Origin of the sequence: Mesorhizobium sp. (assembly GCF_004962245.1) — a bacterium.
GTDB lineage: Bacteria > Pseudomonadota > Alphaproteobacteria > Rhizobiales > Rhizobiaceae > Mesorhizobium.
Map to the genome: position 1 here is coordinate 280847 of NZ_SUHQ01000003.1, position 22552 is coordinate 303398.

Sequence of the window (22552 nt, forward strand, 5' to 3'; positions counted from 1 at the left end):
CAGGGCAACCTCTCGCGTCCATCGGTCGAGCCTGTCAGCAGGCCGGGTCAACGCGGATCGGCATCATTCGCGTTCAAACGATCGCTTTTGTTGGCAATTGTAAGCCGCATGGACGTGATATGATCGATCTCTGAGCGGCCGATGCCGATGTCCTTGAGCAGGTAGTCGGGCATTGAATGCAGCGCGACTCGCGCGCTGCGCATCTTCAATGCACGGAAGGCTAGGCGGATCGCCGATTTGGCGAAGCCGATCGCGTCGAGCCTGTCCCTCGAGGCGGAATAGTTTGCGTGATCGATAGTGGTCATCTTTGTCTCCATTCTCGCGACGCGACCATTCGCGCCGTCGATGGGAGAAGATTGCGACAGGATCAGGGGAATGAGCGTTTGATCATGCGTCGAATTTTGGGCCGACCAGCGGGCTTTCGGATGCGTCTGTCATTGGATAGGCTCCTGGTGATCCTCAAGCGAAGAGCGCGTCGCAGAGGGGGATGCGGCTTTGGGGTAGCGAAGGGAAGGATTTGATGCGGAACGCGATGCTTGGTCTTGCGGCATTAGCACTCGCTGGATGCCAATCGGCTCCTGAGGCACTGCCGCCTGCTGCTCCCGAACCTGCCTTGGGTCCTGTTGCTCTTCCTTCCAGCTCGGCAGTGATTGATCAATCGGTGACGATCACCCCTCCTAGCAAGGGCGTTCCCACACAGTACGCTGCATTTTCGGGTATATGGGCCGGACGGCTGGAGGGCATGTACGAAGGCAAACTGGCTGTGCAGACGGTTTCTCCGAAAGGAAAGGTGGCGGTCACCTATGCCTGGGGAGATCTGGCCGACAACAGGCCGGGCGTAGCCGATGGCACCGGGAAAATCGTGGGGAACACGTTGAAGCTTGAGCGTCTGCCGAATGGCGCAGATGCCACCTTTATGATGCTCCCCGACGGAACCCTGTCCGGAACCTACACACTTGCCGGCCAGACCTATACGGGCGCGTTCATCAGGCAATGATCAGAGATGCTTGGCCTGTTTGCCTCGGCAATCGACGAAACGGTCAGGAAGGCGTCATAGCCACGACTGCGACCACTGATCTGGCTGCAGCCTATGCGAAGACAACGGGTGATAGCTAACGGCTGTACAAGTCACGCTGCGAGCTGATCCTCGTGGGCAGCCGCTATCATCACACTGGCTAGCAACGCGTAGGCCGCCTCCCAAGCCTCGCGGACCGCCGGCGTAAAGGCAGTGCCGAGGCCGGCTGCCAGCGTGTCGATGAACGCTTGTCCGACGATCGGGTAATGATGCTCCTTGAAGCCGTAGGCCGCGTGACGCTTGGCGAGCTCGCGTACGATCGGGAGGACAGTGCTGGCACGATCCAGTCCGCGCACGACGGAGCCCAGGCTCGCCATCAGCTCTGCGCCTTGCTTGGGCATGTCGCTGGCCAGAAACAGGGCGCGAAGATTCGAGTCGATCGCGAACAGGCGTTCATAGAACAGAGCGGCGGCGGCCACGCGTATCGGGAGGACCTCGCGAAAACTATCCTGAACAAGTCTGATCTGGTCGGGTGTCATCGGCGACTCTCCTAGGGTGCTCCTAGCCTGGGCGAGGCTCGACCATCCCCCCAAAACGTTTCGCGTGGATGTCGCCTGTCGCATCGATGTGTTTCAGTTGTGTCTCAATTTTGGTTTCAGTTTGCGCTCGGTTGTATTCGATCCCTTCTGTGTCCTGGCGGTGTCCGGAAACCTCTCGAAGTGACCTCTGATCACAAATCCCTCGAATTTTCATCGCATGGCGGTTCACGGCCGAAGCTCATCGCGCGCTGAACTTGTCGCAATCGGACCAACGTCCGCACCGGTCATCTTCCGCCATTCTCAACGCGCACGTCGGATTGTCACCCATCAGGATCCCGGTGCCGCTTGAAACGGTGGAGCCGGCCCGGGGACGGGGCCGGCTCCTAAACCCGGTCGTTGGGACGGGGAGGGTGGGGACTCGACCGGGTTTTTACGTCGCGTCCTTAGCGGACGCTGGCGACCGCGTCGGAGCGGCCGTCGTTGATCGTGACCCAAGCGCCCGAATTCTGGCTCGATTGGCGCTTCAGGTAGGTGTAGTCGGTGTCGGTCCAAGACAGCACCTTGGACTCCAGATTGTCGAGGATGAACTCTCCGAGGCTGGTGCGCACGGTCAGCACCGCATGGCCATCTCCGTTCCGCTGGCGCGCAACCGTCATCAGCAGGTCGCCGGCAGGAACGCCGATGCTCATCAACGCGCGGCGCTTCGCCAGCGCATAGTCCTCGCAGTCGCCGAACCCGCTGTCGGGATAGGACCAGACTTCCTCCTTGCCCCACAGTTCCATGTCGGTGCGCGGCGCGATCTCGTTGTTGATCGAATTGTTGATGCTCACGATCCTTGCCCACAGCTTGCGGGTCAGCTCGACCGGCGCCTGCTTCGGCGTCCGCTCATTGCATTCCCGCGGGATCTGCTGACAGAGCTCGTAATGACCGACCGGCTGGGTGGTGCGGCTGCCGGTATGCATGAAGGCAGATCCCGCTGCGTTCGCCACCCCCACGGCGAAAAACTGCATCGCCATTGCCAAGAGCAACAGCTTGCCCCTCGTCTTCGTCATCGTTCCAGTCTCCCCGTTTGAGGAGACAATGACACGATTGGATTTATTCGACGCAAAAGCGCGAAGTAGATATTAAGTAAAACGCCTATAGAATAAACATAAAATTTGAATCATTTCAGTATAAAATTGTTGAGGCGCTTTTCGCGAAGCCGTGTCGGCCGGTGCGGGTTCGCCAGAAAGCCGGCCGAAACGGGCCGGGCAATCGCTTCAAGCTTGCGCTGCCCCTTCCATCTGCGAACAGCTACAAGGGACGGCGCCGACATCGACAATCGATCGCCTTCACACGAATTGCACGCCATCATTTGTCTGAATCGATTGCCCTGGCAAATGGCCCGGTTCGATTAAGGCCCGGTTCGACTAAGGCCCCGGTTCGACTAAGGCAATGTGTTGTTTGTCAGACGCCGGGTGCGTTGAATTCGGAATCGAGCGTCTCTGGCCGCTGGATGACGGCGAACTCGATGGCGACGCCTTCCTCGAAATGGCGCACCACCTGGCCGCGCATTGTGCCCAGCATGACCTGGACGCCGACTGCCGGCTTGACGTCGATTTCGACCGCGGCGCCCGAAAGCGACAGGTCGATGATGCGGCACTGGTACTGGCGACCGTCGGCGAGCTGAAGCACGCTGCTTGGATTGCGCGGCGCCACGCGTTCGTGACGGCGGTCTTCCGGCAGATCGAGCTCGTGCTTGTTGGCAAGCCAGGTCAATTGCGCGGCAAGCTTGTCCTTCTTGCGTTCCGACGCGATGACCGTCATCGCGAAACCATCTTGCAGGATGCGGGTGACAACGCCTTCGACGCGGCCGATGTGATCTATATAGGCGATGATTTTCTCGCCTGGCATGCCGATGCGCTCGGTGCGAAGTGCCACATTGCCCGGCGACATGTCGACCACCTGGCACGGATGTTCGGTGCGATCCTCCAACATGAAGCGTCCATAGATCTTCACGCGGACGCGCTGAAAGTTGCGCCTTTCAGCTCGAGACGGCGCGGTGTCGACCGCCGCTGACCTCATGACTGCCTACACCCCGTTTGGCATCCCGCGCGTTGATGCGAGGAACTTCGTCAGAAAATTACAGCAAAGCAGGTTAACAAAGGGGAAAGCCCGCCACCGTTACTTTAGGATTTGGGATTATTCCCCGCGCCCACCGTCGAATACGACCAGATGGCGGATGCGGCGCGCGTGGCCAAGCGCCGAAATCGTTTCAGGCGGATCGAGTTCCGACGGGACAAGCGAGGGAACGTCGATGGCCGGACGGTTCTTGGGGAATATCGGCTCCTTCTCCGGATCGACGGCGCGGATCGAATCGATCAAGGCGTCGACGATCGGATCCGCGCCCAGCCAGAAGGGTTTTTCCGCGGCGCTTATCACGCCGAGGCAGCGCGGATTTTCGACTCCGCCGTCGAGCGGCAGGGCGAGCAGTTCGAACTTGCTGGTGCGACCGTTGCGGCTGAAACCTTCATAGGTGATGAGCACCACGGATTTCTGGTCCAGGACGCCGTGGATCAGCCTTGAGACAAGCCGCTGGTCCTTCTCTCGCCACAGCGACGGGAAGGAAAACCCCTTGAGCTCGCGGCCATAGGCCGCGCAAAGCCTGGTGCCGGCGAGCCGGAATACCGCTTCGCCGCGCGTATCCTTTTCCAGGATAAACGTGTCGGCCAGCAGCGACTTGATGTCGGCCGGTTCGACTTCCGAACGCTTCGGGGCAGGGCGCCCGTCACGCAGCCGGTTCCAATAATGGAACAGCGTGATCGATCCGTTCTGGTTCATGCTATGCTGCTCCGCGCAATCTGTCGTCTGATGTCCCATCGGTGAACAGAAGGGCGCCCTCCGAGGACCTACATGCGTTGCGGAGCAGGATGCGTGCCAGCATCGTTAACACTTGTTCACGGGTGGGGGTCGTTAAGGTTAACAAGTGGTTTACGTTGCGCCGCGCCCAAGCCCGTGGCACGCCAAAACCACTCCAGAAGTGGTCGTTTCGCAGCGATCGGCAGCAGTTCAGTCAAGAGTTTGGGGAGCAGGGTGCTCGACCAGCCGTTCAAGGGAAACCTTGGACGGCTTCTTTTTGATTCGCGCCCAATTTTGATTCGGGTGGGCGATTCGCTGTTTGTGATTCGTTTGACCATGGCCTACATGCTCGCGAAGTCGAATCCAGCGGCCGAGCGCAAGGCATATGAGCGAACCAGCAAGCCCATCGGAAATCGAGCAGGGCGAGGGCGGTCCTTTCGGCCGAGAGCCGCAACGGCGCCGCGAGCCGGTGTTCAACCTGCCACCCGTCGTGCTGGCGGTGATCGGCATCTGCGTCGTCGTTCACCTGATCCGGTTCTACTGGCTCACCGACGACCAGGATTTCTCCCTGCTGATCCGGACCGCCTTCATTCCGATCCGCTATTCCGGTCGCTTCGATCTCGATTTCTATGCGTTTTCGAGCCCCTTCACCTATGCCTTCCTGCATGGCGGCTTTGCCCATCTCGCCATCAACATGGTGTGGCTGGCGGCTTTCGGCTCACCGCTGGCGAACCGCTTCGGCGCGCTTCGTTTCGGCTTGTTTTTCGCCGCGACGGGGCTGGCGGCGGTGGTGCTGTTCTGGGCCTTGCATCCGCTCGGCCAGGCGCCGCTGGTCGGCGCGTCGGGTGCGATTTCCGGCATGATGGGGGCCGCCGCGCGCTTTGGCTTCCGCATCGACCGCTCGTCCGGCAAAGCCGCCTTCGCCGGCGCGCCGCTGCCGATGGCGGCGGTGTTCCGCTCGCGCGGCGTTGTGACCTTTCTCGCCATCTGGATGGTGATCAATCTCGTCACCGGCCTCATGGCCTTCGCGCCCGGCATGGACAGCCAGATCGCCTGGGAGGCCCATATTGGCGGTTTTGTCGCCGGCTTCTTCGGCCTGCGCGCTTTCGATCGGCGGCAGCAGGCGGATGAGTTCATGGCCTGAAGCAGGTCGCCCAAAAGCATGCCCTCGGTCTTGAACCGAGGGTGTGCGGCGGTTTTGCGACAACGACATGCGATGCTCATTGAGGCGCCGCACTTGAAATGCGATCGATCGCGGCGCACGATGTCTGGCACTAAGCCGGTCAGGGCAGGAACCGGCAAGTAAGACTGAGGAGGACGCCATGACTGTTAAGGCAATTCTCGAGCAAAAAGGCCATGATGTGTTGACGCTCGGGCCGAACGAAAAGCTGAGCGAGGCCATTCGCATCCTGACCGAACACAGGATCGGTGCGCTGGTCATCACCAATGGTGACCACAAGATCGTCGGCATTCTTTCAGAGCGCGATGTCGTGCGGGTCCTCGCCAGGGAAGGAGCCGCCGCACTGGATATAGCGGTGCGTTCGGCAATGACGCCCAAAGTGAAGATCTGCAATGAGAACCACACTGTCAACGAGGTCATGGAGATCATGACCAGTGGCCGTTTCCGCCATCTGCCGGTGGAAAAAGACGGCCTGCTCGATGGCATCGTGTCCATAGGCGATGTGGTCAAGCGGCGCATCGAGGATGTCGAGCGCGAGGCCGCGGAGATCAGGGCCTATATCGCGACGGCCTGACGGCCTGTTTCTTCAACCGGCCGGCCGGTCTAAAGCGCGTCGCTTCTGAACGGATTCATGCGACGCGCTTTGAGTTCTTTTCATGCATGTCATTACCCCAACCCGCTGCACTCCTCGGCTCAAGACCGAGGCCATGCTTTTGGCCGACATACTTTAGCGTAGGCCGGCCGCATGTTGCAGCCGTGCGATCAGGTCACGGTTGCGGCAATAGTCCGGCGGATCGTTCGGTTGCTCGTTTTCGTCGAGCCAAACCGCGCATTCGTCCTGATGGCCGCACGAACGGCAGCGGTCGACGGCGCGGCTGGTGACGGCTTCGTGGTCGGGTATGGTTTTCAATTGCCGGTCGACGCCCAGCTTCTGCATCATGCGACCCATCAATGCGGTTCTGGCGTCGACTGAAATCAAGTAGTCGAGAAAACTCATGTCGGTCACTCCTGCCTCCCCCGCAATCATTGCCATGTCAGGGGTCGGTGACATTGATCTGGGTCAACAGGGGGATCTGGGTCAACAGGGGGGATCTGGGTCAACAAGAGGGAACTGGGTCAACAGGGAGATCTCGGCCAACAGGGCCTCCCTTGCCAGTTCCGGCCGATTGATCTAGCGAACGGTTGATTTTATCGGCCGACAACGCCAGACAATTTGAACAACAACTATCTGGATCGCCATGACCCTAATCGACACCCGCACGCCCGACGCCAAACGCCTGATATCAGGCGCCACCGGCGACTGGGAAATCATCATCGGCCTCGAAGTCCACGCGCAGGTGACCTCGGAAGCAAAGCTGTTCTCCGGCGCGTCGACGGCTTTCGGTGCCGCACCCAACGCCAATGTCAGCCTGGTCGATGCGGCGATGCCGGGCATGCTGCCGGTCATCAACGAGGAATGCGTCAAGCAGGCGATCCGCACCGGTCTCGGGCTGAAGGCCGAGATCAACCACAAGTCGGTCTTCGACCGGAAGAACTACTTTTATCCCGATCTGCCGCAGGGCTATCAGATCTCGCAGTTCAAGCAGCCGATCGTCGGCGAGGGCAAGGTGATCGTCTCGGTCGGCCCTGACCGGCAGGGCGAATTCGAGGACATCGAGGTCGGCATCGAGCGCCTGCATCTGGAGCAGGATGCCGGCAAGTCGATGCACGACCAGCATCCGACCATGTCCTATGTCGATCTCAACCGCTCCGGCGTGGCGCTGATGGAGATTGTCTCCAAGCCCGACATGCGCTCCGCCGACGAAGCCAAGGCCTATGTCACCAAGCTGCGTACCATCGTGCGCTATCTCGGCACTTGCGACGGCAATATGGACGAAGGGTCGCTGCGCGCCGACGTCAACGTCTCGGTGCGCCGGCCCGGCGGCGAATTCGGCACGCGCTGCGAGATCAAGAACGTCAACTCGATCCGCTTCATCGGCCAGGCCATCGACTACGAGGCGCGCCGGCAGATCGCCATTCTGGAGGACGGCGGCAAGATCGACCAGGAAACGCGGCTGTTCGACCCCAACAAGGGCGAGACGCGCTCCATGCGCTCCAAGGAAGAGGCGCACGACTACCGCTATTTCCCGGATCCGGACCTTCTGCCGCTGGAATTCGACCAGGCCTATGTCGACGCGCTGGCGAAGGATCTGCCTGAACTGCCGGACGACAAGAAGGCGCGGCTGATCTCCTCGCTCGGCCTGTCGACCTACGACGCCTCGATCCTGGTGTCGGAAAAGGCGATCGCCGACTATTTCGAGAAAGTGGCCGCTGGTCGCGACGGCAAGCTCGCCGCCAACTGGGTCATCAACGATCTGCTGGGCGCTCTGAACAAAGCCGGCAAAGATATTGAAAATGCTCCCGTTTCGCCCGATCAGCTTGGCGCTGTGATCGACCTGATCAAGGAAGGCACCATCTCCGGCAAGATCGCCAAGGATCTGTTCGAGATCGTCTGGAACGAGGGTGGCGATCCGCGCCAGCTGGTCGAAAGCCGCGGTATGAAGCAGGTCACCGACACCGGCGCCATCGAAAAGGCGGTCGACGAGGTGATATCAGCCAACCCGGACAAAGTCGAGCAGGCGCGCGCCAAGCCGACCATGGCCGGCTGGTTCGTCGGTCAGGTGATGAAGGCGACGGGCGGCAAGGCCAACCCGCAAGCGGTCAACGACCTCGTCAAGGCCAAGCTCGGGATCGAATAGGATGATGTTCGTCCGCACCGCCGGCGAGCGCGATCTTGCCGCGGTCCGCGCGCTGCTGGTTGAAACCTGGCACGCCACCTACGACAGCATCTATGGTGCCGCCAAAGTCACCGAGATATCAGATGAATGGCATTCGATCGCCTCGCTCAAGGCGCGGCTGGCACGGCCGAATTCCGAATTCCTGGTGGCGGACGACGGCAAGCGCATCGGCGGCATGGCTTTCGCCGCAGCCACCACGGATGCCAAGATCGTCATGCTGAACCAGCTTTACGTGCATCCGACCTGCCAGAGGCAAGGGATCGGCCAGGCATTGCTGGAAGAGGTCGAGGCCAGCTTTCCGGAGGCGCGGACACTGCGTGTCGAAGTGGAAGAGGCAAACGCTCCGGCCGTCGCCTTCTACCGCGCGAAAGGGTTTTTACCCGCCGGCAACACCGCCGACTGTGGCGGCGGCTCAGGGCTGCCGGCACTGATTTTCGAGAAGGCGATCGGATAGGTCTGGCTGCCCGGGCACGTCCCGGTCAGTTGCGTTGCACGGGCTGCGCCGGTCGGTTGCGGGGTGCCACGTCGTCAGTGTTGGCCCTTGAGGACGACAAGATAGCCTCGCTCCACGCGAAGGCTGAAAGCAGTTTGCTCCGACGCGGCAGGGGCCTTGGATTTGCCAATGACATAGCCGCCAGGATGGGAGCGAAGCCATTCCTCGGGATGGTCGGTGGTTTCAAACGGCTTTTGCAATTGGGCAAGGAAGCCGACCTCGTCCTGGTAGTCGAAGGCGACAGCCCAGTCCGCATCCTTTCGCTCGTCGATGAAGCTGGCCAGCGGCTTGAGATCGTCGCGTTTGAAGACGGTCGCTGATGCTATGGCATGGCCGATGCCGAAAATGGCAAGCAGCACGAAGGCCGGGTTTCTAAGCCTCGCGAGCGGAATCTCCGCCATGAAATACGCGAACAGGATGGCCACAAATGGCAACGTCGGCACCATATAGTGAGGCTGCTTGCCGGATATCGCGCTGAAAATGAGCAAAATCGCAACGAACGAGAGCGACAGCAGGCGCAACGCGCGCAGGTCCGGCGATCTCGTATCGACCAGGCCACGTATCCGGGCGCCCAGTTTCAGCCGCCACACTTCGGGTATGAAGATCCACGGTATGAGCATGATCGGCATTAGCACGGCATAGAAATAAAACGGCCGGCTATGGGAGTTGTGCAGATTGCCGGTGACACGCCCTGCCGACTGGTTCCAGACAAGGTCGTAGACGAAGTTGCCTCTCGTCAGGATGGTCGCCGGCACCAGCCAGATCGCCACCGGAATCAATGCGGCGAGAATTGCCAGGCTGGCCCCGGCGAAGAATTTCGGCGTTGTCAGCCCGGCCTGCCGATCGCGCCAGAACGGATAGAGCAGGATGGGGGCGCCGACATGGATAGGCACCACCGGACCTTTCGTCAAAACACCCAGTCCGATGAACAATCCCGCCAGCACGGCGTGCCAACGGTTGCCGCTCCTGGCAAAGGCAAGCAAGGACAAAAGCGCGGCCAGCACGAAAACCGTCAGCAGCATGTCGAATAGGATCAGGGTCGAATAAATGACGAAGACGGTGCTTCCGGCGACGAGCCAGGGGACACGGCTTACGATGTCGTCGCGCTCGGGAAACAGGGTTTTTGCTAGTTGCGTCGTCAGCCAGATGACAAGCGACGAGGCGACGAAGACGACGAGCATCGCGGCAATCCGGCTTGCGCCGAAAATGCCCCACACCAGGTCGATAAGCCAGAACAGCAGCGGCGGCTTTTGCAGATAGGGCGCGAAATTCATCGTCGGAACGAAGATCTGGCCGCTCAGATACATCTCCCAGGTGACGCTGAGATATCGCGTTTCATCGACAGGCAGGAGCGGCCGGAAGACGACCGCGATGCAGATCAATGCAAGCAGCAACAGATGGGGGAGCAACCGCTCGACATGTGTCGGTATCAAGACTGAGGATCCGCGCCAGAAACCCTTCTCTTTCCAGCCGTGCATGATGCTGCGCCCCTGGAGCGCGCAGGATCGCACCATGATTTTGGCCGAATTGTAACGGAACCGGCCCGGTGTTCCGAATTTTTGTCGGGGATTGAGCAGGTGAGGCCCCCCAAACTAAGCGGAAGGAACCTCCACATTGTCGATCAGCCTGGTCTTGCCCAGCCAGGCGGCTGCGAGCAGGCGTCCGTCACGGTCTCTCCGCCAAGGGGCGAGCGTCAGGCTCTCGCGCGCGGCGATATAGTCGACTTTGTCGAAGCCAGCCTTGACGAGCGCGCGGCTGGCCTCGGCGGTCGTGCTGCCTTCGTCGCTGCCTGCCGCGAGTGCCGCCGCCGTCTGGCGCAAGACGACGTTTAGGTTGCGCGCAACCTCGAGCTCGGCTTCGCCGAGATAGGCGTTGCGCGACGACATGGCGAGGCCACGCGCGTCGCGTACCGTTGGCGCGCCGATGATTTCCACCGGCAGATCGAGGTCGCGGCAGAGTTGCCTGACGACACAAAGCTGCTGGTAGTCCTTTTCACCGAAGATCGCATAGTCGGGCGATGCTTGCAGGAAGAGCTTTGCCACGACCGTCGCGACGCCGTCGAAGAAGGTCGGCCGGAAGTCCGATTCCAGCCCGGCGGCTGGCCCGCCGACCGAAATCCTCGTGGCGAAGCCGGCAGGATACATCTCCGCCACATCAGGGGTGAAGGCGAGCTGTGCACCGACCTCGGCCAGCCGGTCGAGGTCGCGGGCGAGCTGGCGCGGATATTTGTCGAGGTCTTCGCTCGGCGCGAACTGCGTCGGATTGACGAAGATCGAAACAACGCATCGATCGGCCTTTTCGAGCGCGATCCTGACCAGCGAGATGTGGCCGTCATGCAGCGCACCCATGGTCGGCACCATGGCAACACCGAGGCCATCACGACGCCAGTCGCGGACCTGTGCGCGAAGCGCGGCGACGCTGTCGACGACGTGAGGCCGGCTCATGCCATGTCCTCACTCATGCCCTGTCCTCACTCATGCTTTGTCCCCACTCATGCCTTGCCCTTGTCGGCTGTGGCGGAAAAGACGTGGTCTGGGCCGGGGAATGTCCGGCTTCGCACCTCCGCTGCATAGCTGGCCGCCGCCTGCGATATGGTGCTGCGCAGGTCGGCATACTGCTTGACGAACTTCGGCACGCGGTCGACGGTCAGGCCGATCATGTCGTCGATGACGAGGATCTGGCCGTCGCAGTCGCTGCTGGCGCCGATGCCGATGGTTGGAATTGAAATATGCCGGGTGAGGTCGGCGGCGACGGTCTCGACGGTGCCTTCGATGACCACCGAAAACGCGCCGGCCTTTTCGACAGCGTCCGCGTCGCGAAAAAGGGCCGCCACATTCTCCTGCGTCCGGCCCTTGATCCTGTAGCCGCCGTCGCTTTCCACCGATTGCGGCTGCAAGCCGATATGTCCCATAACCGGAATGCCGGCAGCGACGATCGCCGCTATCTGCGGGGCAACTGTGACGCCGCCCTCCAGCTTGACGGCCTGGCAACCGGTTTCGCCGGCGATCCGCCGCGCCGAAGCGACGGCTTGGCGCGCCGAATCCTCATAGCTTCCGGCCGGCATGTCGACCACCACGCAGGCTCTGGCTGAACCCCGCATCACCGCTTGTCCATGGGCGATCATCATCTCCAGCGAGGCGCCCAGCGTGGTCTTGTGGCCATGGAGAACCATGGCGACGCTGTCGCCGACCAGAAGCAGGTCGACGTGATCGTCGAGCAGGCGAGCGACAGGGTAGGTATAGGCGGTGAGGCAGACAATCGGCACGCCGCCCTTGCGCAGGCGGATGGAGCTGGCGCTGGTCCGCAGTTCGGGGTCGGATGCGTCTGCGGTCATCTTTACCTCCTCAACCGTCACCAGGCTGGACACGGCACCGGGCGCGCAGAGCTTTAGAAAGACGAGGAAGCCTTGGCAAGGCATGCGCCCCGCAAACGTGAAGCTTGCATCGGTTTCCCGTCAGCATTTGCGCGGCACTTGCGGCAAAACCCTTGCCTTCGCCATAGGCTGACGCCATAAGCAGGAAACAGGCGCCGCCGCTGCCGTCGCGCGAGACTTGCCACGAGGACTTGCCAAGAGGACTTGGATGAAAACTTTCCTGCTGCAGTTTTTCACATGGTGGAACAGCCAGACGCTGGGAACGCGCTTCCACACCTGGCGGCATGGCAAGAAGGTCGGGCAGGACGAGGCTGGCAACGTCTATTACGAAGGCGGTGTCGATTCGGAAGGCCGCACCCGCCGCTGGGTCATCTATAGCAACTATTCGGAAGCCTCGATGATTCCGGCCGGCTGGCATGGCTGGATGCACCACCGCGTCGATACCGCGCCGCCGAGTGACAACTACAAGCCACGCGAGTGGCAAAAGCCGCATCAGCCGAACCTTACCGGAAGTGCCGCCGCCTATCGCCCAAAGGGCTCCGTGCTGACCAATCAGCACCGCCCGCAGGTGACAGGCGACTACGACGCCTGGACGCCGGGATCGTAACCGCTCGTCCCAGAGTCTAACCGCTAGTCGAGGCGCGGGTCGGTCCTTTATCGCCACAATTGGCGTTTAGCTGCTTGCTGATCTGACAGCAGCGACTAGCCTTGGGCGCGACAGAATCACCCCGGGCGCAAACCACCGGACCCTTGCATGAGCATTTTCAGCCGAATCTCGATAGGCGGACTGACGGCGGTCGCCGCTTTTGCCGCTTGCAGCATGGCCGTTGCACAGGCGCAGGAGGCGCCAGCGGCACCGGAGGCATGGGAGGCGCCAGCGGCACCGGAGGCATGGGAGGTGCCAGCGGCACCTGAGGCATGGGAGGCGCCAGCGGCACCGGAGGCATTGGAGGCGCCAGCGGCACCAGAGGCATCGGAGGCGCCAGTGGCACCTGCGGCACCGGAACGCATCACCAACCCGGTCGCCGAATTCGCCGGCATCGACAAGATCACCGGCCGCATCATCACCTTCGATGTCTATATCGACGAGACGGTGCAGTTCGGTGCTTTGCAGGTGACGCCGCGCATCTGCTATTCGCGGCCGCAAACCGAAGAGCCGAAGACCGATTCCTTCGTCGAGGTCGATGAGATCACGCTCGACCGGAAAATCCGCCGCATCTTCACCGGCTGGATGTTTGCCGAAAGCCCCGGCCTCAATGCCGTCGAGCACGCCGTCTACGACGTCTGGCTGAAGGCCTGCAAGCAGAAGTCGGATGTGCCGGCGCCCGAGGCCAAGGCCAATTAGAACGCCAGGCGCACGGGATCCCTGTTCGGGATTGCACGCTGAATCTTCCGGAACCGCCCTGTTGTCCGTGCGTTGGTCATGGCTGGCGATACGGAGGATGTCCCATGATGGCCAACAAAGGCGAGCTTCTCGAGCTCGAAAAAGGGTTCTGGACGGGCGACGCTGCCTATTTCAAAGCCAATGCCGACACCGAATGCCTGGTGGCTTTCCCACAGATGGCGCAAGCGATGAGCAACGCCGATCTGGCCGAAACCGCGACGGACCCTAACCGCTGGCGCGATCTCGACATAGAGCTCAAGGGGATCATCGAGCCGGGCAGCGACATTGTCATGCTAACCTATGAGGCCCATGCCACTCGCGACAATGGCGAGCCTTATGCAGCGCTGGTCAGCACCGGCTATGTCCATCGCGCCGATGGCTGGAAGATGATGTTCCACGCGCAGACGCCTCTTGAGCCTGCTGCAAAAAGCTAAGCTGGCGCAGATCAGGGAAAAAAGACAGCTTCGCCTTTCAGCGCGTCAGCCAGCATCTTTTCGTATCTGCCTCTCGGGACGTCGACCGCGCCGAAGCGTTTGAGGTGCTCGGTGGTGAACTGCGTGTCGAGCAGCGCGAAGCGCCGTTCCTTCAGGCGCTCGACCAGATGCACCAGGCAGACCTTTGACGCATCCGTTTCCCTGGCGAACATGCTTTCGCCGAAGAACACCCGACCGAGCGACACGCCGTAGAGGCCGCCAACCAGCCGGCCCTCGCGCCAGGCTTCGACCGAATGGCAATGGCCCATCCGATGGAGTTCGACATAGGCTTCGCGGATCGGCGCATTGATCCAGGTCGACCGGCGTTCCTCGCGCCTCTCGGCGCAACCGTCGATGGTTGCCTCGAAGTCGAAATCGAAACGGATATCGAACAGGTTTTTCCGGATCACCTTCCTCAGGCTCTTGGGCGCATGGAAACCATCGAGCGGGATGATGCCGCGGGTTTCCGGCCGTACCCAGAACACTTCAGGATCGGTGGCGCTTTCAGCCATCGGGAAAACGCCCGAGGCGTAGGCCTTGAGCAGCAGGTCGGTCGGAATGCGATAGCCTGGCGCGTAGGGACGGGTCATCGCGTCATCATATCTAAAAATACAAGTTCAGGATCTAATCCTCTTCGGCCAGGTATTTTTCCAGCCAGTGGATGTCATACTCGCCGTTGGCAATGTCGGCATTGCCGACGAGATCACGGAACAGCGGCAGCGTCGTCTTGATGCCGTCGACAACGAATTCGTCAAGCGCCCGCCGCAGCCGCATCATGCATTCGACGCGGTTGCGGCCGTGCACGATCAGCTTGCCGATCAGGCTGTCGTAGTAGGGCGGGATCTTGTAGCCGGAATAGACGCCGGAATCGACGCGGATGCCGAGGCCGCCCGGCGTGTGGAAATGGGTGATCGTGCCGGGCGACGGAGTGAAGGTGCGCGGATCCTCGGCATTGATGCGGCATTCGATGGCATGACCCTGGAAGCGGATATCTTCCTGGCGCACCGAAAGCCCGCCGCCCGAGGCGACACGGATCTGCTCATGCACGAGGTCGATGCCGGTGATCGCCTCCGTCACCGGATGCTCGACCTGCAGGCGGGTGTTCATCTCGATGAAGTAGAATTCGCCGTTCTCGTAGAGGAATTCGATGGTGCCGGCGCCGGAGTAGCCGAGATCGGCGATGGCCCTGGCACAGACGCCGCCGATATGCGCGCGTTCCTCGGCATTGAGCGCTGGCGAGGGCGCCTCCTCCCAGACCTTCTGGTGGCGGCGCTGCAATGAGCAGTCACGTTCGCCGAAATGCACACCGCGGCCGGCACCGTCACCGAACACCTGCACCTCGATGTGGCGCGGCTTTTCGAGATACTTCTCGATGTAGACGGCGTCGTCGCCGAACGCAGCACCGGCTTCCGATCGCGCCGTCTGCAAGGCGACTTCAAGATCGCCCTCGCTGCGCGCCACCTTCATGCCGCGTCCGCCGCCGCCGGCCGACGCCTTGATGATCACGGGATAGCCGATCCCGGCGGCGATACGCTTTGCTTCCTTCTCCTCGGTGACCGCGCCGTCGGAGCCGGGCACCACCGGAATGCCCAGACGCTTTGCAGTGCGTTTGGCCTCGATCTTGTCGCCCATGACGCGGATGTGATCGCCGGACGGGCCGATGAAGGTGATGTTGTGCGCGGCAAGGATGTCGGCGAATTTGGCATTCTCCGACAGGAAGCCGTAGCCGGGATGCACCGCATCGGCGCCGGTGATCTCGCAGGCGGCGACGATCTGGTGGATGTTGAGGTAGCTGTCGCGCGACGGCGGCGGGCCGATGCAAACGCTCTCGTCGGCGAGCCGCACATGCATGGCGTCGGCGTCGGCGGTCGAATGCACCACCACGGTCTGGATGCCGAGCTCCTTGCAGGCGCGCAGCACCCTCAAAGCGATTTCGCCGCGATTGGCGATGAGGATTTTCTGGAACATTTTCAGCTGTTCCCGGCTCTACTCGATCACGACAAGCGGCATGCCATATTCGACCGGCTGCGCATCTTCGAACAGGATCGCCGTCACCGTGCCGGCACGGGGCGAGGGGATCTGATTCATCGTCTTCATCGCCTCGATGATCAGCAGCGTCTGGCCTTCCTTGACCTGCTGGCCGACCTCGATGAACGGCTTGGCGTCGGGCGACGGCGCCAGGTAGGCGGTGCCGACCATGGGCGAGGCCACCGCATTCTTGGACATGTCGGCCGCTGCCGGGACCACTGCGGCCGCCGGTTGCGCTGCTGGCGGCGTGTAGGCGGGCTGCGGTGCGGCGACCGCATGCACGGCCGGCGCCTGTCGTGACACGCGGACCTTCAAGTCGCCCAGCTCGACCTCGATTTCGGTGAGGTTGGTGTCGTTCAGTATGCCCGCCAGATCGCGGATAAGCTGCTGGTCAACACCGTTCTTCTTTATCGACATTTTCGAGCCTTCTGTTTGTTGGCCGATCATAGGCGTGCGGCCAGCGCCTGCAGCGCCAGTGTATAGCCGAGCGGCCCGAACCCGCAGATCATGCCGACGGCGACCGGCGAGACCATGGAGACGTGGCGAAATGATTCCCGCGCATGGATGTTGGATAGATGAACTTCGACGACGGGCAATGGCGCGATGGCGCGGATGGCGTCGTGAATGGCGATCGAGGTGTGGCTGTAGGCGCCCGGATTGATGACGATGCCGACAGCCTTGTCGGCGGCTTCCTGGATCCAGTCGACGAGGTCGCCCTCATGGTTCGACTGACGGAAATCGATATCGAGCCCAAGTGCCGCACCCGCCTGCTTGCAATCGTCGGCGATCGCGGCAAGCGTCTTGCCGCCATAGATGCCTGGCTCGCGCTTGCCGAGCGCGTTGAGGTTGGGACCGTTCAGGACGAAAACCGTTTTCAAAATGCCGACCTTTCCCAGTGTGGCGAATCCGAAATTGGCAATACCTCAAAGCAGCGCTTTGAACGAATTTCGGATTCAAAGCCACACTGGCAACTTATACATTTCTGATATGGTGGATTTGAAGTTCCTGAACGCTGATGCCACCAAGATAGCAGGAACTTCAAATCCACCATATCAGCGCCGGCGTCAGCCGGCGCACTGGGCCTCTATAATGGGCTTAAACGCCTGCGAAAAGAGCGCAAGTGGGTTCTTTCGCTGTCCACAACAGGTGGGAAATGGCCTGCGCCGAAACCCGTGGTCGATCAGAGTGCGGCCTTGGCCGCCTCGATCTTCTCCGCCAGCACTGCCTGCCCGAGCGCTCCGAACACCACCTCGTTGCCGACCACATAGGAGGGCGTTCCGGTGATGGCCAGCTTGTTGGCAAGGTCATAGGTCTTGGAGAGGGCCTCGGCGATCGACGGGTCCTTCATCTTTTCGCGCAGCTTTGCCTCGTCGGCGCCGAGCGAAAGCGCCACCTTGACTGCCGCCGCTTCGGTGGCGCGTCCCTGGCCGCCGAGCAGCGCGTTGTGGAACTCGCCGTATTTCTCCGGCATCATCAGGTGGAACGCCATCGAGACGACGCTCGCCTTTTGCGAATCCGGGCCGAGGATCGGGAACTCCTTGAGCACGAAGCGCAGGTCCGGATCGGCTGTCGTCAGCGCCTGCATGTCATCGATGGCGCGTTTGCAGTAGCCGCAATTGTAGTCGTAGAACTCGACGATGGTGACCTTGCCGTCCGGATTGCCGACGACACCGTCGAAGGCCGAGTTGAAGATCTCATCCTTGGCATCTTTGATGACGTTGAGGCTTGCAACCTTCTGCGCCTCCTTCTGCTTGGCCTCGAGCGCTTCCTGCGCCTCCAGCAGCACTTCCGGGTTCTTCAAGAGATAGTCGCGGATGATACCCTCGACTTCGGCCCGGTCGACCTTGGTGTCGGCGGACGCCGTCTGGGCGATCTGCGCGGCATCGGCCCTTGCCGTCTGCGGACTTCCGGTCACGAACCCGAAACCCAGCATGGCGAGAGCGACCGCCGTTCCCGTGGTGCCCAGCAGAATTGCCTTGTTCATTATCCCTGATCCTCTCGCCTGGTTTCCGGCCCGATTGGTCTGACCTCGATCGGTCCGACTATATGTCGCCGCGCACGGCCGGAAAGTTCACTTTTTCTTGCCTGATGGTGCGTAGTTTATGATGTCTTGCGCGCGGATCCAGCCGGGCTCGCCGCGCTTCATTTTCATTTGCGCACGCATAGCGAAGATTTTGGCATCCTTGTAGGCGCCGGAATAGAAATGGCCCTCAGCGGTTGCAAGATCCGCGGCCGGGATGTTGCCAAGCTCGCCATAGGCCTGCGCCAGATAGCGGTAACCTGCGGTGTTTTCCCGGTCGCGCCCAAGGCCTTTGTTGATCTGCACCACCGCTTTCTCCAGGGAATCGGGCGTGCCGGTGGCCATCAGTGCCTGACCGTAAGAGACCAGCAGCAGTCCGGATCGCGCCGGATCGAGGTTGACCGCCTTGGCATAGGCTTCCGCGGCATCCCTCGGTCTGTTCGCCTTCATCAGGATGTCGCCGCGCAATTCCTGGAAATAGGGGTTCTTTGGTTGTTCCTTGATCAGCGCGTTGGTCTTGGCAAGCGCCTTGGCCAGATTGCCGTAAAGATAGGCCGTCTGCGCGTCGCCATATCGCGAGGCGAGGCTGCCCGGATCCTTGCGCATCAGCCGCGATGCGGCGGCCTGGCCTCCCATATAGGCGGCGATCTTGATGCGCATCATGTCGTGCCGCTGCTGCAGCGCCGGCGAGTCGACCTTGTCGACGTAAGGGCTCTTCTTCACCAGCACTTCGAGATTGGAGATGCGGTCCCGCGGTATCGGATGGCTGATTCGATAGGGATCGACCTGCGCCCCCGACAGCGACAGCGCACTCTGGAAGCGGTCGAACGTCTTCAGCATGCCCATGCCGGATTGGCCGGTGGCATTGAGATAGGTTATCGCCGAGCGGTCGGCGGTCATCTCTTCGGTGCGCTGATAGGCGAGGATACTGCGCTGCGCCATCTCGCCGCCGCCAGCCGCAACACCCATGCCGGCGCCGGCGAGGCCCCGGCTGTTGGTGGTGGCGCCGGCGACCATCGCGCCAGCGCCAAGCAGCGTCGCGATGATGGCCATCGTCTTGGCGCGTTCAAGCTGGTTGCGCAATTTTTGCTGGTGCCCGCCGGCAATATGACCGGCTTCGTGCGCGATGACGCCGATGATCTCGTTGGGCGTCTCCGCCGTCATCAAGGCGCCGGTGTTGATGAACATGCGGCGCCCGGCAACGAAGGCGTTGAAGCTCTGATCGTTGACCAGCACGATGTTGACGCCGTCTTCCGGCAGGCCCGCCGCCTTGAAGATCGGCCGGGCGTAATCGCGCACCAGCGCTTCGATCTCGGCATCGCGCACCACCGGCACGTTTTGCGCGAAAGCGCTGACCGTGCCGGTTACAGCAACCGTCGCGGCAAGCGAAAGCGTCGCGAAGACGCGCGCTGCCCTGGCAATCGTCGATTTGGGTCGGCTCAACATGGCAGGTCCACTGGTAGACGAGCGGGCGAAGGATGAAAAGTCGGCACTGAAACTTTACTGAACTTGTGATCCTCACATCAATCGGGCATTTGTGCGGCGCGGGACGCCAAAGCTTAGGCGCCGGCAGCCGGCAAGGGCCGACCCAAGGGGCCGATAAGGAATGAGGTCAAATGGTTGTATCGCTTTCGCGTCGCGGCGAAGTCGAGCCGTTCCACGCCATGGACATTCTGGCGGAAGCGAATCGGCTGAAAGCCAGGGGCGTGCCGGTCGTTTCCATGGCCGTTGGCCAGCCGTCCGACCCGGCGCCGGCCGGGGTCAGGCAAGCGGCGGCGAATGCATTGAAGATGGGTCGCATCGGCTATACCGACGCATTGGGTCTTGCGGGCTTGCGCGAGGCCATCGCGCAGCACTATGCGGACCACTACGGGCTTGACGTCCCGCCCAGCCGGATCGCCGTCACCACCGGATCGTCGGCCGCCTTCAACCTGGCGTTTCTGGCGATGTTCGATCCAGGCGACCGCGTCGCCATCGCCGCGCCCGGCTATCCGGCCTATCGCAACATCATGGCCGCGCTCGGCATCGAGATCGTCGAGATCGAGCTCGACGGTGACGCCTATCTCCACGCCGAACACCTGAAGGCGGCGCATCGCGACAAGAAGCTGAAGGGCGTGTTGTTCGCCAGCCCGGCCAATCCGACCGGCGCGTTGATCCCGCCCGACGAGCTGTCGGCGCTGGTGATGGCGGCGGAAGAGCTCGGCATCGCCGTGATCTCCGACGAGATCTATCACCGGCTGGCTTACGCCGCGCCGGACACCACGGCGCTTGCCTACGGCCCGGATGTGACGGTGATCAATTCCTTCTCGAAATATTACTGCATGACCGGCTGGCGCATAGGCTGGATGGTGCTGCCGGAACAATTGGTGCGGCCGGTGGAGCGCATCGCCCAGAGTCTCTACATCTCACCGCCGGAACTGTCCCAGATCGCCGCGATCGAGGCGTTCAAGGCGACCGGGGAATTGGAGGCGGTGAAGGCGCGCTACGCCTGGAACCGCGAGCTTTTGATGAAACGCCTGCCCGAACTCGGCTTTGCGCTGGCCGCCCCGATGGACGGGGCTTTCTACGCCTTCTGCAACGTCACCAGGCACACCAACGACAGCATGGCCTTCGCGCGCAGGATGCTGGCCGAGGCGCATGTGGCGGCGACGCCCGGCCGCGACTTCGATCCGCTTCAAGGCCATCGGACCATGCGCTTTTCCTATGCCGGCAGCCACGATGAGATGGTCGAGGCGATGGTGCGCATCGAACGCTGGCTGAGGTAACGGGACGCGAATGCCGGGACTCGAACAGGCTTTAACCGAAATTGCCGCCGAAATGGCGGAGCGCACAGATCGCGGCGACGTCGCGACCTACATTCCGCAACTCGGCAAGGTCGATCCAAGGAAGTTCGGCATTGCCGCCGTGACCAATGATGGCCGCGTGCTGATGGCGGGCGACGCCGACGAGCCGTTTTCGATCCAGAGTATCTCGAAGGTGTTCACGCTGACATTGGCGCTCGGCAATGTCGGCGATGCGCTGTGGCAGCGTGTCGGGCGCGAGCCTTCGGGCAACCCGTTCAACTCGATCGTCCAGCTCGAGCATGAGAACGGCATTCCGCGCAATCCGTTCATCAATGCCGGCGCCATCGTCATTTCCGACATCCTGCTCGCCGGCCACCAGCCGCGCGAGGCGATCGGCGAGATCCTGCGCTTCATCCAGTTCCTGGCTGACGACGAGACCATCATCATCGACCGTGAGGTCGCGGCTTCGGAACGCGCCACCGGTTTTCGCAACCTGGCGCTTGCCAACTACATGAAATCCTTCGGCAACCTCAACCACGCGCCGGACCTGGCGCTGGGCGTCTATTTCCATCATTGCGCCATCGCCATGAGCTGCCGGCAACTGGCCTTGGCCGGCCGCTTCCTCGCCAATGGCGGCAGGAACCCGGCGACCGGCCATTCCGTCGTGTCGGCTGAGCGCGCCCGCCGCATTGGCGCGATGATGCTGACCTGCGGCCACTATGACGGCTCCGGCGATTTCGCCTTTCGCGTCGGCATCCCGGGCAAGAGCGGCGTCGGCGGCGGCATTTTGGCGATCGTGCCGGGCGTGGCCTCGCTTGCCGTATGGTCGCCCGGTCTCAACGCCAACGGCAATTCCAGGCTGGGGTCGATCGCGTTGGAAAGGCTGGCGAAGATGATGAACTGGTCGGTCTTCGCGCCATAGCGCATGTGCCGTAAGCGTCCGGCCTGAGGCGCCTTTTGATGGCGCGGGAATGGCAGACTGAGCCTACCTTCAATCATCTTGACTTTCGGCGCGAGGTTACGAGGCGCTTCGTCTGAGTGCTTCGACAGCTTCATGGTTGAGTTCGAGCACGGATTTCAGGCTTGTGCTGATCCGCTCAACAATATCTGTGCGCGGGCCGTTCCTCCACGCATCGCTTTTATAGAAGACTTGTTGTGACGAATTGAGATGGTCGAGGCTGTCATAGGCCCTAACGAGGTAGTAGCCATCAGGGTCGTGAAGCGAGTTTCCAAAGGAGACAACATCAATGTTGTTATTCCTATGAAGCGGAACGCTGACTTCGGTCATGATTTTGTGAAACTCGGGACCGGTACCGGATTTCAATGTGTACAAAAGAACTTCGACGATTTTGTTCACGCTCGACTCCTTCGCTAAATTTTGAAGGAGGCTTTGCCACTTCACGCTCGCCGGTACAAGGTAAGTGGGGCCGTGCTCACCGGTCCGCGGCCCAGTAAACCCGTGGAAGGAGTTTTCGATCCGGTTGATCGGGTGACCGTCGGTGATGCGGGCAAGCATGTCAGTGAGCCATGCCCCCGGGTGGACACGGTTGAGCCTGGTGCCGCTTGGGGCCGGGCAAGAAAAATCCCGCGCCGTCTTTGGACAGCGCGGGATTCTTTTTATCAGGAGATCAGGCTAATCAACTGAAAAG

The 22552-nt window shown here is 61.6% G+C and carries 26 protein-coding genes; 10 read left to right on the plus strand and 16 right to left on the minus strand.

All coding sequences use genetic code 11. The annotated features are described in order from the left end of the window. Positions 1-47 precede the first annotated feature (47 nt). The gene (locus tag E5X88_RS05015) at positions 48-305 is read right to left on the minus strand and encodes a DUF1127 domain-containing protein (protein WP_292158836.1); all 258 of its coding nucleotides are present in this window, start codon (positions 303-305) and stop codon (positions 48-50) included. Between the two features lie 215 nt (positions 306-520). On the opposite strand from E5X88_RS05015, the gene E5X88_RS05020 reads away from it, so the two are divergent. After that, positions 521-997: a hypothetical protein gene (locus E5X88_RS05020; protein WP_292158838.1), complete on the plus strand. Its 477-nt coding sequence runs from the start codon at positions 521-523 to the stop codon at positions 995-997. Positions 998-1128: 131 nt separating this feature from the next. On the opposite strand, the gene E5X88_RS05025 is transcribed toward E5X88_RS05020, so the two are convergent. The 4 genes from E5X88_RS05025 to E5X88_RS05040 form a co-directional block, all read right to left on the minus strand. Then, positions 1129-1554, minus strand: a complete 426-nt coding sequence (locus E5X88_RS05025) for a globin family protein (RefSeq protein ID WP_292158840.1) — start codon at positions 1552-1554, stop codon at positions 1129-1131. Between the two features lie 443 nt (positions 1555-1997). Beyond that, entirely contained in the window at positions 1998-2606 is a 609-nt protein-coding gene (locus E5X88_RS05030; protein ID WP_292158842.1) for a transglutaminase-like cysteine peptidase, read from the minus strand. Between the two features lie 394 nt (positions 2607-3000). Continuing rightward, a complete protein-coding gene (locus tag E5X88_RS05035) occupies positions 3001-3618 on the minus strand; it encodes a PilZ domain-containing protein (RefSeq protein WP_126042574.1) in 618 nt (205 codons plus the stop codon). 117 nt (positions 3619-3735) lie between these two features. Then, a complete protein-coding gene (locus tag E5X88_RS05040) occupies positions 3736-4374 on the minus strand; it encodes a PAS domain-containing protein (protein ID WP_292158846.1) in 639 nt (212 codons plus the stop codon). Positions 4375-4777: 403 nt separating this feature from the next. On the opposite strand from E5X88_RS05040, the gene E5X88_RS05045 reads away from it, so the two are divergent. Then, on the plus strand, positions 4778-5536 hold the full coding sequence (locus E5X88_RS05045; protein WP_292158848.1) for a rhomboid family intramembrane serine protease: 759 nt from the start codon (positions 4778-4780) through the stop codon (positions 5534-5536). A gap of 178 nt (positions 5537-5714) precedes the next feature. Continuing rightward, entirely contained in the window at positions 5715-6146 is a 432-nt protein-coding gene (locus E5X88_RS05050) for a CBS domain-containing protein (protein ID WP_126042568.1), read from the plus strand. 153 nt (positions 6147-6299) lie between these two features. On the opposite strand, the gene E5X88_RS05055 is transcribed toward E5X88_RS05050, so the two are convergent. Further along, on the minus strand, positions 6300-6569 hold the full coding sequence (locus E5X88_RS05055; RefSeq protein ID WP_292158853.1) for a DUF6455 family protein: 270 nt from the start codon (positions 6567-6569) through the stop codon (positions 6300-6302). A 241-nt stretch (positions 6570-6810) separates the two neighbouring features. On the opposite strand from E5X88_RS05055, the gene gatB reads away from it, so the two are divergent. Next, positions 6811-8310: an Asp-tRNA(Asn)/Glu-tRNA(Gln) amidotransferase subunit GatB gene (gatB, locus tag E5X88_RS05060; protein WP_292158855.1), complete on the plus strand. Its 1500-nt coding sequence runs from the start codon at positions 6811-6813 to the stop codon at positions 8308-8310. Between the two features lie 4 nt (positions 8311-8314). After that, positions 8315-8803, plus strand: a complete 489-nt coding sequence (locus E5X88_RS05065; RefSeq protein ID WP_292158975.1) for a GNAT family N-acetyltransferase — start codon at positions 8315-8317, stop codon at positions 8801-8803. A 74-nt stretch (positions 8804-8877) separates the two neighbouring features. On the opposite strand, the gene E5X88_RS05070 is transcribed toward E5X88_RS05065, so the two are convergent. The 3 genes from E5X88_RS05070 to panB all read right to left on the minus strand — a co-directional run bounded on the left by E5X88_RS05070 (position 8878) and on the right by panB (position 12176). Beyond that, complete coding sequence (locus E5X88_RS05070; protein ID WP_292158857.1) at positions 8878-10275, minus strand: glycosyltransferase family 39 protein; 1398 nt, start codon at positions 10273-10275, stop codon at positions 8878-8880. 159 nt (positions 10276-10434) lie between these two features. Next, positions 10435-11286 carry a pantoate--beta-alanine ligase gene (gene panC / locus E5X88_RS05075; RefSeq protein WP_292158858.1) on the minus strand — a complete coding sequence of 284 codons (852 nt, stop codon included), beginning with the start codon at positions 11284-11286 and terminating at the stop codon, positions 10435-10437. 47 nt (positions 11287-11333) lie between these two features. After that, a complete protein-coding gene (panB, locus tag E5X88_RS05080; protein WP_292158859.1) occupies positions 11334-12176 on the minus strand; it encodes a 3-methyl-2-oxobutanoate hydroxymethyltransferase in 843 nt (280 codons plus the stop codon). Positions 12177-12423: 247 nt separating this feature from the next. On the opposite strand from panB, the gene E5X88_RS05085 reads away from it, so the two are divergent. The 3 genes from E5X88_RS05085 to E5X88_RS05095 all read left to right on the plus strand — a co-directional run bounded on the left by E5X88_RS05085 (position 12424) and on the right by E5X88_RS05095 (position 14033). After that, complete coding sequence (locus E5X88_RS05085; RefSeq protein ID WP_145714921.1) at positions 12424-12822, plus strand: NADH:ubiquinone oxidoreductase subunit NDUFA12; 399 nt, start codon at positions 12424-12426, stop codon at positions 12820-12822. Positions 12823-13161: 339 nt separating this feature from the next. Beyond that, complete coding sequence (locus tag E5X88_RS05090; RefSeq protein WP_292158977.1) at positions 13162-13560, plus strand: DUF2155 domain-containing protein; 399 nt, start codon at positions 13162-13164, stop codon at positions 13558-13560. A 104-nt stretch (positions 13561-13664) separates the two neighbouring features. Continuing rightward, on the plus strand, positions 13665-14033 hold the full coding sequence (locus tag E5X88_RS05095) for a hypothetical protein (protein WP_292158863.1): 369 nt from the start codon (positions 13665-13667) through the stop codon (positions 14031-14033). 11 nt (positions 14034-14044) lie between these two features. Here the strand turns inward: E5X88_RS05095 and aat are convergent, their stop codons facing one another. From aat to E5X88_RS05125, 6 genes are all read right to left on the minus strand, one after another. After that, a complete protein-coding gene (gene aat / locus E5X88_RS05100; protein WP_292158865.1) occupies positions 14045-14662 on the minus strand; it encodes a leucyl/phenylalanyl-tRNA--protein transferase in 618 nt (205 codons plus the stop codon). A 34-nt stretch (positions 14663-14696) separates the two neighbouring features. Next, on the minus strand, positions 14697-16040 hold the full coding sequence (accC, locus tag E5X88_RS05105) for an acetyl-CoA carboxylase biotin carboxylase subunit (RefSeq protein ID WP_292158866.1): 1344 nt from the start codon (positions 16038-16040) through the stop codon (positions 14697-14699). Between the two features lie 18 nt (positions 16041-16058). Beyond that, entirely contained in the window at positions 16059-16517 is a 459-nt protein-coding gene (accB, locus tag E5X88_RS05110; RefSeq protein ID WP_292158868.1) for an acetyl-CoA carboxylase biotin carboxyl carrier protein, read from the minus strand. A gap of 26 nt (positions 16518-16543) precedes the next feature. Next, on the minus strand, positions 16544-16978 hold the full coding sequence (aroQ, locus tag E5X88_RS05115) for a type II 3-dehydroquinate dehydratase (RefSeq protein WP_292158870.1): 435 nt from the start codon (positions 16976-16978) through the stop codon (positions 16544-16546). 302 nt (positions 16979-17280) lie between these two features. Next, complete coding sequence (locus E5X88_RS05120; protein ID WP_292158872.1) at positions 17281-18084, minus strand: DsbA family protein; 804 nt, start codon at positions 18082-18084, stop codon at positions 17281-17283. Between the two features lie 87 nt (positions 18085-18171). After that, positions 18172-19566 carry a M48 family metalloprotease gene (locus E5X88_RS05125; RefSeq protein ID WP_292158874.1) on the minus strand — a complete coding sequence of 465 codons (1395 nt, stop codon included), beginning with the start codon at positions 19564-19566 and terminating at the stop codon, positions 18172-18174. 170 nt (positions 19567-19736) lie between these two features. On the opposite strand from E5X88_RS05125, the gene E5X88_RS05130 reads away from it, so the two are divergent. Both E5X88_RS05130 and E5X88_RS05135 read left to right on the plus strand, forming a co-directional pair. Then, the gene (locus E5X88_RS05130; protein WP_292158876.1) at positions 19737-20885 is read left to right on the plus strand and encodes an aminotransferase class I/II-fold pyridoxal phosphate-dependent enzyme; all 1149 of its coding nucleotides are present in this window, start codon (positions 19737-19739) and stop codon (positions 20883-20885) included. 10 nt (positions 20886-20895) lie between these two features. After that, positions 20896-21825: a glutaminase gene (locus E5X88_RS05135; RefSeq protein WP_292158878.1), complete on the plus strand. Its 930-nt coding sequence runs from the start codon at positions 20896-20898 to the stop codon at positions 21823-21825. Between the two features lie 96 nt (positions 21826-21921). Here the strand turns inward: E5X88_RS05135 and E5X88_RS05140 are convergent, their stop codons facing one another. Continuing rightward, positions 21922-22419, minus strand: coding sequence for a hypothetical protein (locus tag E5X88_RS05140; protein WP_292158880.1), 498 nt, complete (start codon positions 22417-22419; stop codon positions 21922-21924). Between the last annotated feature and the right edge of the window lie 133 nt (positions 22420-22552).